The sequence below is a fragment of the Shewanella sp. 553 genome (assembly GCF_059338375.1).
This window is the reverse complement of the sequence record NZ_CM181701.1, coordinates 1,782,431-1,799,286: the sequence shown is the minus strand read 5'-3', so window position 1 is coordinate 1,799,286 and position 16,856 is coordinate 1,782,431. Positions and strand designations below refer to the sequence as shown.

Sequence of the window (16,856 nt, the reverse complement as noted above, 5' to 3'; positions counted from 1 at the left end):
GCTATTAGCACAAATAGCAGTAATACAAGATGCCATGTAATCGATTTCACTTATCCGTTTAACTTAAGCGCTTAAGTTAAAGTGCTTAAAAAATCAGTTATCAATGCCAGCCTTAAAAGTGAGCGTTGCCATCTGTTAGCGCTCAATCTATCTGCTGCAAAAAGGTAATCGCTTGGTCAAGATCCCGGGTGCGGTGCATAGGTGGCAATGAGTTGATAAATGCCTGTCCGTAGGGGCGATTAACGATACGGTTATCGCATAAAATCAACACGCCACGATCCTTTTCATCACGGATCAATCGACCGACGCCCTGATTTAAGGTGATCACCGCTTGGGGCAATGACAAACTCATAAAGGGATCGAGCCCATCACGCATTACCCCCTCGGCCCTTGCCTTATACAAGGTGTCATCGGGTGACATAAACGGCAGTTTATCGATAATGACGCAGCTTAATAGTTTACCGCGCACATCAACGCCCTCCCAAAATGCCCCCGTACCCAACAAGACTGCATTACCCAATTGACGATACTTTTTCAGCAAGGTTTGTTTGCCCGCCTGCCCTTGTACTAATAAGGGATATTGCACTCGCCCGTGCAGCGCTTGGGCCACCTGATTAAGCATTCGATGGCTAGTGAACAGCATAAAAGTGCGACCTTTAGCGGCATTGATGGCTTTTATCGCCACATCAACCAGCTGCTTAGTGGCGTTATCATGTTGGCTGACGCTGCCGAGATGACGCGGCACACAAAATAGCGCTTGGCGCGCATAATCAAATGGACTGTCTAAGATCGCCGTTTGCGCGTTTTTTAATCCTAACGCCTGAGTAAATAAGCCTAAATCACGATTAATTTGTAACGTCGCCGAGGTAAAAATCCAACTGGTATCAGCCCTAAATAATGCCTGGCACTCTTTAGTCACATTAATTGGCGATATTCGCAGCGTCATATGCCGATAACCGTATTCGATACTGTAGGCACTGTTCTGATTATCGCATTGAAAAAACACCGCTAATTTACTTAATTGCTGATTAAGTTTCTCGACGCTATCATCAAACTCTTCATTACGACCAAGGTACCCCATTAACAGTGTTTGATAGGCGGTCAGCTCTTGTAACAGCGCCCATGAGGCTGTCATTATTGCTTTGTCGGCCAGCAGATAACGCCAATTAACTTGTTCGGTAGCAAAGACTTGAGCTTGCCACTGCTCTATTAAGGTGTAACAACGGGCCGTCATCGATGCTATCTGCGCTGAGTCAGTCATTGATTCACGGTAAAGCTGGGCAAAGCGTTCGATCAGGTTAATCACGCTTTTAATATTCAGCTGCTGACCAAAGTAAGTGACCGCAATATCGGGCAGCAGATGTGCCTCGTCAAAAATAACGGCGTCGGTATCGGGCAACAACTCGGCAAAGCCAGTCTCTTTCAACACACTGTCGGCAAAAAACAGGTGATGATTAACCACTATCACCTTGGCATCCATCGCCTTTTGCCGCGCTTTACGGGTAAAACAGGGCTCATAATGCTCGCAAGCTTTACCAATACAACTCTCTTTTGAACTGACCACCAAAGGCAAGGCTGCTGAGTTTTCTGACACACTATGGATACCGCCGATATCACCATCTTGAGTATGTCCAGCCCATTGATTGATTCGCAGCAGATCGTCAAGGACTTGACTGTCCATCACATCGGCACCGTTGAGTTGCCGCTCCATATTGAGCTGGCAAAGGTAGTTGCTGCGGCCTTTGAGTAACGCGACGTTTAGTTTGATATCGAGCATCGCCAGCAATGCAGGAATATCTTTAAAGAACAATTGCTCTTGTAGGTTTTTACTGCCGGTACTGATGATAACTTGCTGACCACTGAGCAATGCTGGCACCAAATACGCGTAGGTTTTACCCACACCAGTGCCCGCTTCAACCACCAAGTTGTCTGCACGCGACATCGCTTGGCTGACTAAAGCTGCCATCTGTTGCTGCTGCGGGCGGCAACTGTAGCCGCTAACGCCTTGGGCTATAACACCGTCATCAGCGAAAATACGCGCCACTTCTTGGGTTAATCTGCTGCTCGTCAATCTCAATCCATCATAGGGTTGTCAGTGCTATTGTGTGGGCATTATCCGTGTTTCATCTCTGAGCACAAGTGGTCGGCATTATCTCACTGACAAAACTTGTTACCTTTACGGCTCACCACCCAACCGATTTTACGACGTACAAAGAGACTTCACTACGGCCAAAACCATTTTGACTATGCACAACGCCTTTTCCCGCGCAGCTTGAAGATGAAGATCACTAATTATGCAAATTAGGGGTTGCATAAACACCCAATCTTGATTAGTTTAAATACAACTCAGGCGACAGCATCGCCGCTTTAGCAAATGATTACACGAGAAAAGAACATGACCCAGCGTTTGAACACTATCCATCATCACCATCATATGCGGTAGCCTTCGGACGCTTACTGCCGGAGGACTATTTCCTTCTGGTGGTTGATTCAAGACAGATCAAAAACCCCTGGAAGGAATTCCGGGGGTTTTTAGTTTCTAGCTTAATATTTTGTTTTAAAACAGTTTTAAAAAATTATTGAATCAACCATAGAGGAAGTCAGTTATGTCAGAGTCAAGCAGATTACGTATCGCCATTCAGAAATCGGGGCGCCTGTCTAAAGAATCACAAAAGCTATTAAAAAGTTGTGGTGTTAAGTTTAACGTTAACGAGCAGCGCCTTATCGCACACTCTGACAATATGCCAATCGACCTGCTGCGGGTGCGTGATGATGATATCCCTGGCCTTGTGATGGATGGCGTGGTTGATCTGGGGATCATAGGTGAAAACGTGCTTGAAGAGGAGCAGATTGAGCGTCAAGCCATCGGCAAACCTGCTGAATGCCTTAAGCTAAGAGAGCTTGATTTTGGCGCGTGTCGACTATCACTGGCTGTACCTAATGAATTTAATTATCAAGATGCGACCTCACTCGAAGGACTGCGCATCGCCACCTCTTACCCGAACCTACTTCGCCGTTATATGCAGCAAAAGGGCATAAGTTATCGCGACTGTATGCTTAAGGGCTCGGTCGAAGTTGCCCCTCGTGCAGGCCTTTCTGATGGGATCTGCGACTTGGTATCAACTGGCGCCACCTTAGAAGCAAATGGCCTGTACGAAACTGAAGTGATCTACCGCTCTATGGCCTGCATCATTCAATCGACTCAAGAGCAAACCCCTGACAAACAAGCGCTGATCAACAAGATTCTTTCTCGTATCAATGGCGTTGTACGCGCTAAAGAGAGTAAATATATTCTGCTGCACGCGCCTACCGAAACTCTCGATCAAATCGTGGCCCTATTACCTGGCGCTGAAAACCCAACCGTACTGCCCCTAAACGATGATACCAATCGCGTCGCTATCCACGCGGTAAGCACTGAAGATCTGTTCTGGGATACCATGGAGGAGCTCACTCAGCTCGGAGCCAGTTCAATACTGGTCATGCCAATCGAAAAAATGATGGGTTAACACTATGACATTAACGACGAGTACCGATGCGATTAAGGTCAAGATGCAACAACTTAAGTGGGCAGAGTTAAGCCTTGGCGAGCAACAACAAGCACTGCAACGCTCTCCCCTCGTTGGCGATTTGGCGCTAGAGCAAAGTGTCAAAACCATTATTGATAAAGTGGCTAACGAGGGAGATATCGCGCTCAAGCAATTTTCAAAGCAGTTTGATGGCGTCGAGTTGGATGAGCTTGCACTGTCTGATATTGAGATAGAAGCCGCCTGCGCAAGAGTTAGCGATGAGATAAAGACCGCCATAGCCCAAGCTATGGACAATATTGAAACCTTCCATAAAGCGCAAGCCTTTCAAGGCATTGATGTTGAAACTCAAACGGGCGTGCGCTGCGAACTTCGTAGTGAGCCCATCGAGAAAGTAGGGCTTTATATTCCTGGAGGCAGTGCGCCGCTCATATCCACCGTATTGATGCTCGCACTGCCAGCCAAAATTGCGGGATGTGAGCAACGTGTGCTCGTCAGCCCCCCGCCCATTGATGATGCCATTGTCTATGCTGCCAATGCATGTGGGATCACAGAGATTTTTCAAGTCGGTGGTGCCCAAGCCATCGCCGCCTTGGCATTAGGCACTGAGTCGATACCTGCTGTCGATAAGATTTTTGGCCCAGGTAATCGTTATGTCACCGAAGCTAAACGTCTAGTATCGCAAGATAGTCGCTGCGTGGTGAGTATCGATATGCCAGCTGGGCCTTCTGAGGTCTTAGTTATCGCAGATAAAGACGCGAACGCCAGTTTTATCGCCGCCGACCTATTGTCTCAAGCGGAGCACGGTCCAGACTCGCAAGTGATGCTGGTCACCGACAGCCAAAAACTCGCTAATGAGGTCAATCAAGCGCTGCAGCAACAACTTGCCCTGTTATCTAGAGCCGATATAGCGAAGACGGCGCTAAGTTGCAGCCGCACCTTACTGGTTAGCGATATGAATGAAGCCGCTAAAGTGTCCAACCGTTATGGCCCTGAACACTTAATTATTCAAACCAATGCACCTCGTGAACTGCTCAGACAAATTCGCGCTGCGGGCTCGGTATTTTTAGGTGCCTACACACCAGAATCCGTGGGTGATTATGCCAGTGGCACTAACCATGTGTTACCCACCTACGGCTATAGCAGAGCCGTATCTAGCCTATCACTTGCCGATTTTAGCCGCCGCTTTACCGTGCAAGAGCTCAGTGCCGAAGGCTTAATGGGGCTAGGCCAAAGCGTGATGACACTTGCCAGCGCCGAGCAACTCGATGCCCACAAGAATGCCATTGCAGTGCGCCTGCTTAGTATTGATACGGCAACAAGTACGGATAAGGGAGCTTAATATGGAGCAGAAGTTAACTATTGCCGAGCGACTAGCACGCCCAGAGCTGCTGACGCTGCAGCCCTATCAGTCTGCGCGCCGCATTGGTGGTGAAGGACAGGTTTGGGTCAATGCCAATGAGTCACCGTTTAACAATAGTGATATCGACGGCCTCAATCGCTATCCTGAATGTCAGCCACCAGCACTTATTAATGCGTATGCCAAATATGCAGGTGTGAATGCCGGTCAAGTCCTCACCAGTCGCGGTGCTGATGAAGCTATCGAGCTGTTAATTCGCACCTTTTGTGTACCCGGCAAAGATAGCATTGCCTGTTTTGGCCCGACCTATGGCATGTACGCCATTAGCGCACAAACCTTTAATGTCGGTGTTAATGCCCTGCGTCTCAATGATGGATATCAACTGCCAAATGATATCGCAGAGCAAGTTAGCGATGCCAAACTAGTGTTTATTTGTAACCCCAACAATCCTACTGGCACCGTCATTAGCCCACAGATAATAGCGCAGGTTATCACTAAGCTGCCTGATGCACTCGTCGTTGTCGATGAAGCCTATATTGAGTTTTGCCCCGACTATAGCGTTGCTAACCTTATCGACCAGTTTGATAACCTTGTGGTGCTGCGCACCTTGTCCAAAGCGTTTGCATTGGCTGGCGCACGCTGCGGCTTTATGCTCGCCAATAAGATGGTTATTGAGATGGTGATGCGAGTCATCGCGCCCTACCCTGTGCCTTTGCCAGTATCGAATCTTGCTTGCGAGGCGCTCAGCTCCCAAGGGATCGACACTATGCAACAACAGGTTAGCCAACTTAAACAGAATGGTTTACGACTCAGTGAGGCACTGCTGCGTATCGGCGCTCAAGTTCTGCCCGCCAATGGCAACTTTGTGTTGGCGACCTTTAATGATGTCACCGATATCCAACATAAACTTAAGCAAGGGGGGGTCGTGGCCCGCGCCTATAAAGATCCCGCCCTTGCTAACAGCATTCGCTTTAGTTTTGCCAGTGATGAACAAACGGATACGTTAATCAAACTGCTTGTCGATTAATGGCCGTGAAGCACTGATATTGACCCATATAACCCTAACTAGTGGCACAGAATAAGAATTGACATTGAAGGTAGAATAAAGATGAAACAAAAGATCCTTTTTATCGATAGAGATGGCACCATCATCGAAGAGCCAATCACCGACAAGCAAGTTGATAGTTTAGCCAAGTTGGTCTTTGAGCCACAGGTGATCCCTGCGCTGCTTAAGCTGCAAAAAGCGGGGTATCGACTCGTGATGGTCAGTAACCAAGATGGGTTGGGCACGCCTTCGTTCCCTAAAGATGATTTTGACACGCCGCAGAACATGATGATGCAGATCTTAACCAGCCAAGGTGTGGTCTTCGATGACGTGCTGATCTGCCCTCATTTTAATGATGAGAACTGCAGTTGCCGCAAACCTAAACTGGGGTTAGTTAAATCTTACCTTACCGAAGGCCGCGTCGACTTTACCGCCTCTGCCGTGATTGGCGACAGAGAAACCGATTTAGGTCTTGCCGATGCCATGGGAATAGCCGGACTGCAGTACAACCGTGAGACCCTAAACTGGGATGTGATTGCCGATAAGCTCCTTTGCAGCGATCGCGTCGCAACGGTCGTGCGCACCACCAAAGAAACCGACATTCGCGTCACCATTGATTTAGATAGCCAGCAGAAAAGCGACATCAATACTGGCATCGGCTTTTTTGACCACATGCTCGATCAAATTGCCACCCACGGCAGCTTTAAGATGGATGTTAGCGTCGATGGTGACTTAGAAATTGATGATCACCATAGCGTCGAAGATACCGCCTTAGCCATTGGTGACGCACTAAGGCAAGCCCTAGGTGATAAGCGCGGCATCGCCCGCTTTGGCTTTAGCATCCCTATGGATGAAGCCAGTGCCTCATGTTTGCTGGACTTATCAGGACGGCCGTTCATCAAGTTTGACGGCCAATTTGAGCGTGAAATGGTGGGCGAGATGGCCACCGAAATGGTGCCACATTTTTTCCGCTCTTTCGCCGATGGCCTGCGCTGCACCCTGCACTTATCCACCAATGGCGATAACGATCACCACAAGGTCGAAAGTCTGTTTAAAGTGCTTGGTCGCACCCTTCGCCAAGCCGTCAAAGTCGAAGGTGATGCCTTGCCATCAAGTAAAGGTGTGTTATGAGCAATGATAGAGCCAGCACCATTATCATAGACACTGGCTGTGCCAATTTAAGCTCGGTTCGCTATGCGTTTGAGCGTATCGGCGCCGATGTTCAAATCAGCGACGATTTAGCCAAGATCAAAGCCGCTACCCGCGTAGTATTGCCTGGTGTCGGTAGCGCTCAAGCGGCAATGGCCTCACTTAATGACAAAGCCCTCGTTGATACCATTAAGTCACTGAGCCAACCCGTACTCGGCGTCTGTCTTGGCATGCAGATTATGACCAACTCTTCGACTGAGCGCGGTAACTTTGCAGTAAAAAACAGCACTGACGGTTGTCGCTGCTTAGGACTTATCGACACCGAGATTAGCGATCTCGATAGCCACGGGCTGCCACTGCCGCACATGGGGTGGAACCAGATAACGCCAACGGCCCATCCACTATTTGAAGGAATTGCCGCTGGCAGTTACGTCTATTTTGTTCATAGCTACCGCGCGCCGATCAGCCAATACACCATTGCTAGCAGTCAATATGGCGAGCCCTTTAGTGCGGCCATCGCCAAGGATAACTTTATGGGGGTGCAGTTTCACCCTGAAAAAAGTGCCGCCATTGGCGCTCAGATCCTGAAAAACTTTATGAAAATGACCCGTGACAGTCTAAATCCACAAAAACCGGAGGTCGCCCAATGATTATCCCCGCAATCGATCTTATCGACGGCCAAGTGGTTCGCCTCTATCAAGGTGACTATAACCAGCAAACCACCTTTGCCTTAAGTCCATTAAGCCAACTGCAATCTTATCAAGCACAGGGCGCCCAGTGGCTACATATCGTTGACCTTACAGGCGCCAAAGATCCCGAACTACGCCAAACAGCATTGATAGCTGAGCTAGTGAACGGGCTTGATGCCAATATTCAAGTGGGCGGCGGCATTCGCAGCGAAGCCCAAGTAGCGGAGCTGCTGGATATTGGCGTCAAACGAGTGGTGATAGGCTCACTCGCGGTGAAAGAGACGGCACTGGTGCAAAGTTGGTTTACCAAATATGGTAGCGACGCCATCTGTTTAGCCCTCGATGTCAATATCAATGACGTGGGCGAGAAAATCGTTGCCGTGTCAGGCTGGCAATCGGGTGGCGGTAAAACCTTAGAGTCCTTAGTGGAAGCCTTTACACCTTATGGCCTAAAACACGCACTGGTGACCGACATTAGTCGTGATGGCACCCTGAAAGGCAGTAACACCGAATTATACCAAGAGATCGCGCAGCGTTATCCCGATATTGCATGGCAAGCGTCTGGTGGTATTGCTACTCTCGAGGACGTTGCCGCAGTAAGAGACAGTGGCGTCAGCGGTATTATTATCGGCAAAGCCCTATTAATTGAAAACTTTAGTGTCGAGGAGGCTATCCAATGTTGGCCAAACGCATAGTCCCCTGCCTCGATGTCCGCGAAGGTAAAGTGGTTAAAGGCGTCCAGTTTCGTAACCATGAAATTGTTGGTGACATAGTCCCTTTGGCCGCACGTTACGCCGTTGAGGGCGCCGATGAACTGGTGTTTTATGATATTACCGCCAGCGCACACGACCGTGTGGTTGATAAAAGTTGGGTGAGCCGGGTTGCCGAGCAGATTGATATCCCCTTCTGTGTTGCGGGCGGAATAAAAACGATTGCTCAAGCGCGAGAAAAGCTTGCCTTTGGCGCCGATAAAATCTCGATAAACTCACCCGCTTTAAGCGATCCAAATCTTATCGATCGCCTGCAAGATGAGTTTGGCCGCCAATGCATCGTCATTGGTATTGACTCCTTCTACGACGCCGACAGCAATAGCTACAAGGTCAAGCAGTTTACAGGGGATGAAGCCGCCACCAAAGATACCCAGTGGTATACCCAAGACTGGGTCGAAGAGGTGCAAAAACGCGGCTGTGGCGAGATCGTACTCAATGTGATGAACCAAGACGGCGTGCGCCAAGGCTATGATATAAAACAGCTCTCAATGATCAGAGCGATATGCGATGTCCCCTTAATTGCCTCAGGTGGTGCCGGTACTATGGCGCATTTTAAAGCAGTCTTTGAAGAGGCCAAAGTGGATGCGGCATTGGCTGCCAGTGTATTTCATAAAGGGATCATCGACATTCAAGCATTAAAACGTTACCTACAAGATAATGGCATCCAGATGCGTTTGTAACCGCAAGCTGATAAGGCTCAAGGATTAACAATGAAAAACATAGAAGATTTTTCCAATTTAGATTGGGATAAACAACAGGGACTGATCCCCGTCGTGGTACAAAACCACCTTACAGGTAAAGTATTAATGCTCGGCTATATGGATAAAGCCGCATTAGCAAAAACCTTAGACACCAAAATGGTCACCTTCTTTAGTCGCAGCAAGCAACGCCTATGGACTAAAGGTGAAACCTCAGGTAACACCCTAGATTTAGTGGCCATCGATTGTGACTGTGATGATGACAGCTTATTAGTGCAAGTGATCCCAAATGGTCCCACCTGCCACCTTGAGCGAGAAAGCTGCTGGCCTGATGGCGATGCCCATCCGTTTATCGATAACCTTGCTAAGCTAATTGCTTCACGTAAGGGCCAAGATGCCAAGTCGAGCTATACCGCCCATCTATTTGAGCGTGGCACTAAGCGTATTGCTCAAAAAGTGGGCGAAGAGGGATTGGAAACCGCATTAGCAGCCGCGACGAATGATAAACCTGAGCTAATCGATGAAGCATCCGATCTGATGTATCACTTACTCGTGCTACTAGAAGATCAAGAGTTATCGCTGGCAGACATTACGGCTAACTTATTAGCGCGCCATAGCAAACCTAGTCAGTAATACAGATCAACATGTGTTGAAAAAGAGGCCTACTTACATTAAGTAAGCCTCTTTTTTATTGGCTTTAAGCCCAATAGAAGTAAGGGATTTAGCACTTTTATACCCAGTTCTAAGAGATTGATCATCTGCTAAAGAAAACACACTGTTTTCCAACTGCTTTTATACCGAAAGAGCTGTTGTCAGTCTCGAGTTCTGCTACAATTTCGGCGTAATTTATCCCTCTACTCAATACATAAAAAAATAATACCCTATGAATCAATCAAACAAAGTTTTAGCCGTTAACGATGATCTGCCGATCCGTACCGATAAAGCAGTTCATTCAGGCAAAGTACGCAGCGTATATTGGTTAACCGCCGAGGACAGTGCCCGTCTTATTGAGCAAAAAGGATATGACGTACCCACCGATACCCCGCTAGCCATTATGGTGATAAGTGACCGTATTTCGGCCTTTGACTGTATTTGGCAAGGCGAGAATGGCCTCAATGGTGTACCTGGAAAAGGCGCCGCACTCAATGCCATCTCAAACCATTGGTTCAAACTGTTTAAAGAGAAAGGGCTAGCCGATAGTCATATTCTTGATGTGCCGCATCCATTCGTATGGATCGTCCAAAAAGCCCAGCCAGTGATGGTTGAAGCGATCGCAAGACAATACATCACCGGTTCCATGTGGCGTGCATACAGCAAAGGTGAGCGTGATTTTTGCGGTATCACCCTACCTGAAGGCCTAGAAAAAGATCAAAAGCTGGATGAAGTGTTGATCACTCCGTCAACCAAAGGGGTGTTAACGGGTCTTGAAGGCGTCCCGGAAGCTGATGATGTCAACGTCTCTCGCGCCGCTCTTGAGCGGCACCTTAAAGGCTTTAACTTTCGTTCAATAAGCGACATCGACTTATATGAGAAGCTTCTCAAAGAAGGCTTTGCCGTGATCAGTGACGCCCTAGCAGAACAAGATCAGATTTTTGTCGATACCAAGTTTGAATTTGGCTATGTAAAAGATGCCAGCGGCCAAGAAAAGCTTATCTATATGGATGAAGTTGGCACGCCCGATTCATCTCGTATTTGGGATGGTGAAGCACATCGTAATGGTAAAATCGTCGAGAAATCGAAAGAAGGGTTCCGCCAGTGGCTACTTAACCATTTCCCTGATCCTGATATTTTACTCAACAAAGAGCGTATGCCCGAGCGCTTTGCCCTCGCTCGCGATAATAAGCTGCCGACAGACGTGATGATGGATATCTCCAATACCTATGTTGGAATAGCAGAAACCATTATTGGTGAGAAACTTAATCTTAGCGACAATCCTCGCCAAGAAGTGATTGATGTGCTGCGTAATGAGTATCAACTAATTGTGGATTAATCGCTGATCCACTTTCGCATTGTCTTCTATGAAACCGTAATCGCTACTAGCATTGCGGTTTTTTTAGCCAACCCCTGCTTAACTTTGTCACTCGACATTGTTAAATGGCCCAATGATCGGCCCCTTGCTGGTTGTTATCCCATCGCAAAATCAAAGACTCTCGCTTTTAAAAAGAACAAGGCATAAATTAACGCATAAGCGACTTAATGCGAATTATAATGAAAGAATAACGACTCGTTAATAACAAGGGACGACTATGGATACTCTCCACATAGACACTATCGGTTACGTCAGTACTTTTTTAGGCTGGTGCACTGTACTGAATATTGTATTGTTTAGTTATATGGCAGTGATGCTTATCGCTTTCAACGCCCCCATTAAACGTCTACATAGCCGTATTATGCTGATCCCTAAGGAACAATTAAACGGGTTTTACTTCTCATTTTTAGCACATTATAAATTAGCGATATTACTCTTTAATCTAGTGCCTTACTGTGCCCTAAAAATCATGTCACAATGAGATGTTTGATATAACGCAGCCATTGAGTTATTTAATGGCGCATAATAAGACTATTGAGAATGGATTCAGATACTTGAAGTGTCTAGCACAATGGCAACATGTGACAATAAACAGATAAATCGCAATAGTTGCCGACTCACCTGTTTATTTAGCCTAGTTAAAGTATCAATACGAGGTAAATATTCGACTCAATAAATTGACGCCTCACCTGGTGGACGAGTACGTAATACTTTTAAAAACCACATATACTGCTCAGGATATGCACTGATCACCTGTTCTACTACGCGATTAAGCGCTAAGGCTTCATTTTCTTTGCCTTGCATCTCATCGGGAGAAATCGCCGGCATGACAGTCAACTGGAATTTGCGGCGCTGTTGATCGTAGCCAATTTTAACGGGCATTACCTGAGCGTTTCCAGCCGACGCTAATCGACCGACCACGGGCAGAGTCGCTTTTACTGTGGCAAAGAATGGTGCAAACACACTTTTTTCTGGGCCTAAATCTTCATCGGGCAGATAGAAAAAACTGTTATCCTGCTTAAGTTCGGAAAGTAATGCCCGAATGCCAGCATCGCGCATATAGATATTGCCACCTTGAGAACTACGCATACGGTTATTAAACCAATCAAAGAGCTTATTACGATGCGCTTTTGCCATAGAGACCATAGGCAACTCAAGATTCAGACGCAGCCCCGCATACTCAATTCCCCATACATGGGGCATGATGAAGATAACAGGTTGACCCGCATCACGCGCTCGCTGCACATGTTCGAAGCCATCAAGTATGACTCGGCGGCGTAAATTATCGCTTGAACGAATAAGTAACTCTGATTGTGCTAGCAAGATCATCACAAAGTTTTCGATGTTATTATCGAGTAACTGATTAATTTCACTCTCTGATTTTTCTGGGAAGCAGGTTTCTAGATTAGCCCTTGCAATGCGTAACGGCTTTTTAGCCACTTTTTTAACTAACTTAGCAATCATGCGCGCGATGGGATCACGCACGCGCGCTGGCATAGCACCAAAAATGACTAACAAGCCAATCGCCAGCCACGTTGGCCAGAGTTTAGGGTGTAATAAGCTAAGGTTGAAACGGCGGTCAAAATATTTGGGTTTTCTGGACAAGTAATTAAACCTCTAACCTTTCGAAAAATAAGATGAATCGGTAAATAAAAAACAGAAAAAGCCACTCTGTGAGTGGCCTTAAACTGTCACGCTAAGTAACGTTATTTGTCGGCTTTATTAGCCTCTTCGACTCGGCTCTTGAGCTTCTGTCCTGGACGGAAAGTCACCACACGGCGAGCAGAAATTGGAATATCCTCGCCTGTTTTTGGGTTTCTTCCCGGTCTTTGGTTTTTGTCCCTAAGGTCAAAATTGCCAAAGCCAGATAACTTGACCTGCTCACCGTTTTCGAGTGCTTGACGAATCTCTTCGAAAAACGTCTCTACCATCTCTTTTGCAACTCGCTTATTAATACCAAGTGTTTCAAAAAGATGTTCTGCCATTTCGGCTTTGGTAAGTGCCATACTTTTAATCCCTCAACAATGCGTTGAACTCTGACTTGAGTGAAGAAACTACTTTTTCGACGACTTCTGCAATTTCTTTTTCTTCAAGTGTACGAGCGTTGTCTTGTAGTGTAAGTGCTATCGCCAAGCTCTTTTTGCCTGGTTCAACACCTTTACCTTGGTATACATCGAACAAGTTTAAGCCAACCAACTGATTTTCGCCAACTTTTCTTATCAAATTTATAACATCGGCCGCAGATACCTGCTCATCAACGACGATGGCAATGTCTCTACGGTTTGCAGGAAACTTAGACACAGCCTGGGCTTGCGGCAAACTTGCATGTAATAAAGCGTCTAATTCAAGCTCAAAAATAATGGTTTTACCGTTCAATCCAAATGGCTTTTCTAAGCTAGGATGGACGGCTCCTATGACACCTATGACGCGATCATTTCTTAATATTTCAGCACATTGCCCCGGATGTAATGCCGGATGAGATGCTGATCTAAAAGTAAATTCTTCATCAGATACTGTCAAGCCGATTATGGCTTCTAAGTCACCTTTAAGGTCGAAAAAGTCGACCGTTTTCGACTCCATTGACCAATGTTCATCATGTTGGTTACCTGAAATCACCGCACCCAGCATCGCTTGCTGACGTACTTGTGATTCTGCGACTTCATCTGGTACAAAACGAAGGCCAGTTTCAAATAGACGCACACGATTTTGTTGACGACTTTGGTTATAACCTACTGCAGTCAATAAGCCAGTAAACATCGACAAACGCATCGCTGACATCTCTACCGAAATAGGATTAGGCAAAATCATCGCTGGCGCATCAGGATGAATAAGTGCTTGCTGCTTAGGATCAACAAAACTATAGGTCACCGCTTCTTGGAAACCTCGCGCCACCATCATTGCTCGCACACGCTTTAAATCGATGTCAGATTCTTTATGATCTGGCATGCGTAGCGCTGCTATTGGAGCCGTATTAGGGATATTGTTATAACCATAAATTCGCGCTACTTCTTCAATAAGGTCTTCTTCAATCGCCATATCAAAACGGTAAGTCGCCGTGGTCACATTCCAAGCGCCATCGATTGGCTCAACAATAAAGCCTAAACGTTGCAGAATTTCAGTAACGTCATTGTCGGCAATATGATGACCCAATACGCGATCAAGCTTGCTACGACGTAACGTAATGCTTACAGGCTTGGGTAAATGCGCATCAGATTTAGACTCAACCACTGGACCGGCTTCGCCGCCGCAGATATCAAGCACTAGACGCGTGGCTCTGTCCATCACTTTAGCTTGCAGTTCTGGGTCGACACCACGCTCAAAACGATGTGATGCATCAGTGTGCAAACCTAAACGACGTGATTTGCCCATAATGGCCAGCGGCGCAAAAAACGCACACTCAAGCATAATGTCTTTAGTCTCAGCGGTTACGCCCGATGCTTCACCACCAAATACACCGGCCAACGCCAATGCTTGCTGTTGATCGGCTATCACTAAAGTATCAGCCGGCACCGTAATTTCATTGCCATCAAGCAAGGTCAGTTTTTCTTCACCATCCGCCAAACGCACCACGATATCACCGTTTACGGTGGCTAAATCGAAAGCGTGCATAGGTTGACCAAACTCAATCAACACATAGTTAGTGATATCAACTATCGGATCGATAGAGCGAATACCACTACGGCGCAGCTTCTCTTGCATCCATACCGGTGTTTGTGCCTTAACGTTGATGTTTTTAACTATGCGGCCTAAATAGCGTGGGCATGCCGCTGGCGCTTGGTTATCAATAACGACAGCGTCAGTAATCGTCGGCGTTACCGCTTCCCATGTTGGCTCAGTCACCGCTTGACGATTTAATACACCCACTTCACGAGCCAGACCTACCATACCTAAACAATCTGCGCGGTTCGCCGTTAAATCAACGTCAATCACAGCATCATCTAGATCAAGGTACTCACGGACATCTGTCCCAATTGGCGCATCTAATGGCAGTTCAATAATGCCATCACTTTCGATATCGATACCCAGTTCGCCGTATGAACAAAGCATACCGAATGAAGGTTGACCACGCAGTTTGGCCTTCTTAATTTTAAAGTCGCCCGGTAATACGGCGCCAACCATAGCCACGGCCACTTTTAGTCCTAAACGACAGTTAGGTGCACCGCAAACGATGTCGATCAACTCATTTTGACCCACATTAATTTTAGTTACGCGCAATTTATCGGCATCTGGATGTTGGCCACATTCGACCACCTCACCAATAATTACGCCAGAAAACTCACCTGCAACGGCGTCGATTCCATCGACTTCAAGACCTGCCATGGTAATTTGGTGAGATAATTCTTCTCGGGTCACACTTGGGTTAACCCACTCACGAAGCCAAGATTCGCTAAATTTCATTTTTACTCGCTCCGTTATTTGAATTGCTTAAGAAAGCGCAGATCGTTCTCGAAGAATGAACGCAAATCGTTAACGCCGTAACGTAACATCGATAAACGCTCAACCCCCATACCAAAGGCAAAGCCTTGATACTTTTCAGGATCAATTCCTACGCTGCGCAGCACATTAGGATGTACCATGCCGCAACCCAATACTTCTAACCACTTACCGTTTTTACCCATCACGTCAACTTCCGCTGAAGGCTCAGTGAAAGGAAAATAAGATGGACGGAAGCGTACTTGTAAATCTTCTTCAAAAAAGTTACGCAAGAAATCGTGCAGGATCCCTTTTAGTTCGGCAAAATTAACATGCTCATCAACTAACAAACCTTCTACCTGATGAAACATCGGCGTGTGGGTTTGATCATAGTCATTACGGTAAACGCGGCCCGGAGAGATAATTCTCAATGGCGGCTTCTCGTTTTCCATAGTACGGATCTGTACACCCGAGGTTTGGGTACGCAACATTAACTTAGGATTAAAGTAGAAAGTGTCATGATCGGCACGAGCCGGATGATGCTCCGAAATATTGAGCGCATCGAAATTATGGAAATCATCCTCAATTTCAGGCCCCTGCTTAACGCTAAAACCAAGTTCACCAAAGAAAGTTTCAATACGTTCGATAGTTCGCGTAACAGGATGTAGCCCGCCATTATCAATACGACGTCCTGGCAAGGTCACATCAATACTTTCTGCCGCTAATTTCGCTTCAAGTTCGGCTGATTTTAACCCGTCTATACGCTCAGATAACTTCTGTTGTACGGCTTGCTTAGCTTGGTTAACTGCTTGACCGAAAGCAGGCTTCTCTTCTGCACTAAGCTTACCCATCATTTTCATCATGTCGGTGATCTTACCTTTTTTACCTAGGTAATCGACACGAAGCTCATCGAGGGCTTTCAGATCATCTGTCCCTTCGATAGCCTGCAAGGCCTGTTCTACGATTTCTGTTAACTGTGACATCATCTCTTCCAGTACGCCCGGTCCCGAGTTCGAGAGCCAAGACTTTCTATATGCTGACTATTTATCTTGCGAAAATAGAAAAAGAGACAAATTTTACGTGAGCCTAAGCCGTTTGACTAGGGCTTATTTATGATTTTTCCGAAGAGTTTCACTGAACTACCCAACAGACAGAAAACGATAAGCGAGTTTGATGAGC

The 16,856-nt window shown here is 46.7% G+C and carries 15 protein-coding genes and 1 other annotated feature; of the genes, 10 read left to right on the top strand and 5 right to left on the bottom strand.

All coding sequences use genetic code 11. The annotated features are described in order from the left end of the window. Positions 1-142: 142 nt before the first annotated feature. Positions 143-2,077 carry a DNA repair helicase YoaA gene (gene yoaA, locus AC5YBZ_RS08160; RefSeq protein ID WP_494543662.1) on the bottom strand — a complete coding sequence of 645 codons (1,935 nt, stop codon included), beginning with the start codon at positions 2,075-2,077 and terminating at the stop codon, positions 143-145. A 341-nt stretch (positions 2,078-2,418) separates the two neighbouring features. Continuing rightward, positions 2,419-2,539 (top strand) — a sequence feature (His leader region). Between the two features lie 67 nt (positions 2,540-2,606). On the opposite strand from yoaA, the gene hisG reads away from it, so the two are divergent. The 10 genes from hisG (at position 2,607) to AC5YBZ_RS08110 (ending at position 11,745) form a co-directional block, all read left to right on the top strand. After that, positions 2,607-3,506: an ATP phosphoribosyltransferase gene (gene hisG, locus AC5YBZ_RS08155; protein ID WP_494519242.1), complete on the top strand. Its 900-nt coding sequence runs from the start codon at positions 2,607-2,609 to the stop codon at positions 3,504-3,506. A 43-nt stretch (positions 3,507-3,549) separates the two neighbouring features. Next, positions 3,550-4,866, top strand: coding sequence for a histidinol dehydrogenase (gene hisD, locus AC5YBZ_RS08150; RefSeq protein WP_494521628.1), 1,317 nt, complete (start codon positions 3,550-3,552; stop codon positions 4,864-4,866). 1 nt (position 4,867) lies between these two features. Beyond that, a complete protein-coding gene (gene hisC / locus AC5YBZ_RS08145; protein WP_494519243.1) occupies positions 4,868-5,911 on the top strand; it encodes a histidinol-phosphate transaminase in 1,044 nt (347 codons plus the stop codon). Positions 5,912-5,992: 81 nt separating this feature from the next. Next, complete coding sequence (hisB, locus tag AC5YBZ_RS08140) at positions 5,993-7,060, top strand: bifunctional histidinol-phosphatase/imidazoleglycerol-phosphate dehydratase HisB (protein ID WP_494543661.1); 1,068 nt, start codon at positions 5,993-5,995, stop codon at positions 7,058-7,060. Further along, on the top strand, positions 7,057-7,728 hold the full coding sequence (gene hisH, locus AC5YBZ_RS08135) for an imidazole glycerol phosphate synthase subunit HisH (protein WP_494519245.1): 672 nt from the start codon (positions 7,057-7,059) through the stop codon (positions 7,726-7,728). Before hisB ends, hisH begins: the two co-directional genes overlap by 4 nt. Further along, positions 7,725-8,462, top strand: coding sequence for a 1-(5-phosphoribosyl)-5-[(5-phosphoribosylamino)methylideneamino]imidazole-4-carboxamide isomerase (gene hisA / locus AC5YBZ_RS08130; protein WP_494519246.1), 738 nt, complete (start codon positions 7,725-7,727; stop codon positions 8,460-8,462). Before hisH ends, hisA begins: the two co-directional genes overlap by 4 nt. Next, complete coding sequence (hisF, locus tag AC5YBZ_RS08125; RefSeq protein WP_494524733.1) at positions 8,444-9,217, top strand: imidazole glycerol phosphate synthase subunit HisF; 774 nt, start codon at positions 8,444-8,446, stop codon at positions 9,215-9,217. The genes hisA and hisF overlap by 19 nt, the downstream gene beginning before the upstream one ends. A 30-nt stretch (positions 9,218-9,247) precedes the next feature. Beyond that, complete coding sequence (hisIE, locus tag AC5YBZ_RS08120; RefSeq protein WP_494519248.1) at positions 9,248-9,868, top strand: bifunctional phosphoribosyl-AMP cyclohydrolase/phosphoribosyl-ATP diphosphatase HisIE; 621 nt, start codon at positions 9,248-9,250, stop codon at positions 9,866-9,868. 250 nt (positions 9,869-10,118) lie between these two features. Continuing rightward, the gene (locus AC5YBZ_RS08115) at positions 10,119-11,225 is read left to right on the top strand and encodes a phosphoribosylaminoimidazolesuccinocarboxamide synthase (RefSeq protein WP_494519249.1); all 1,107 of its coding nucleotides are present in this window, start codon (positions 10,119-10,121) and stop codon (positions 11,223-11,225) included. A gap of 256 nt (positions 11,226-11,481) precedes the next feature. Then, complete coding sequence (locus tag AC5YBZ_RS08110) at positions 11,482-11,745, top strand: DUF6868 family protein (protein WP_475516707.1); 264 nt, start codon at positions 11,482-11,484, stop codon at positions 11,743-11,745. A gap of 188 nt (positions 11,746-11,933) precedes the next feature. Here the strand turns inward: AC5YBZ_RS08110 and lpxM are convergent, their stop codons facing one another. The 4 genes from lpxM to pheS all read right to left on the bottom strand — a co-directional run bounded on the left by lpxM (position 11,934) and on the right by pheS (position 16,660). Further along, the gene (gene lpxM, locus AC5YBZ_RS08105) at positions 11,934-12,869 is read right to left on the bottom strand and encodes a lauroyl-Kdo(2)-lipid IV(A) myristoyltransferase (RefSeq protein WP_494519250.1); all 936 of its coding nucleotides are present in this window, start codon (positions 12,867-12,869) and stop codon (positions 11,934-11,936) included. Positions 12,870-12,970: 101 nt separating this feature from the next. Beyond that, positions 12,971-13,270, bottom strand: coding sequence for an integration host factor subunit alpha (gene ihfA, locus AC5YBZ_RS08100; RefSeq protein ID WP_110458038.1), 300 nt, complete (start codon positions 13,268-13,270; stop codon positions 12,971-12,973). A gap of 4 nt (positions 13,271-13,274) precedes the next feature. Continuing rightward, positions 13,275-15,662 carry a phenylalanine--tRNA ligase subunit beta gene (gene pheT, locus AC5YBZ_RS08095; RefSeq protein WP_494519251.1) on the bottom strand — a complete coding sequence of 796 codons (2,388 nt, stop codon included), beginning with the start codon at positions 15,660-15,662 and terminating at the stop codon, positions 13,275-13,277. Positions 15,663-15,676: 14 nt separating this feature from the next. After that, positions 15,677-16,660 carry a phenylalanine--tRNA ligase subunit alpha gene (pheS, locus tag AC5YBZ_RS08090; RefSeq protein WP_475516970.1) on the bottom strand — a complete coding sequence of 328 codons (984 nt, stop codon included), beginning with the start codon at positions 16,658-16,660 and terminating at the stop codon, positions 15,677-15,679. Between the last annotated feature and the right edge of the window lie 196 nt (positions 16,661-16,856).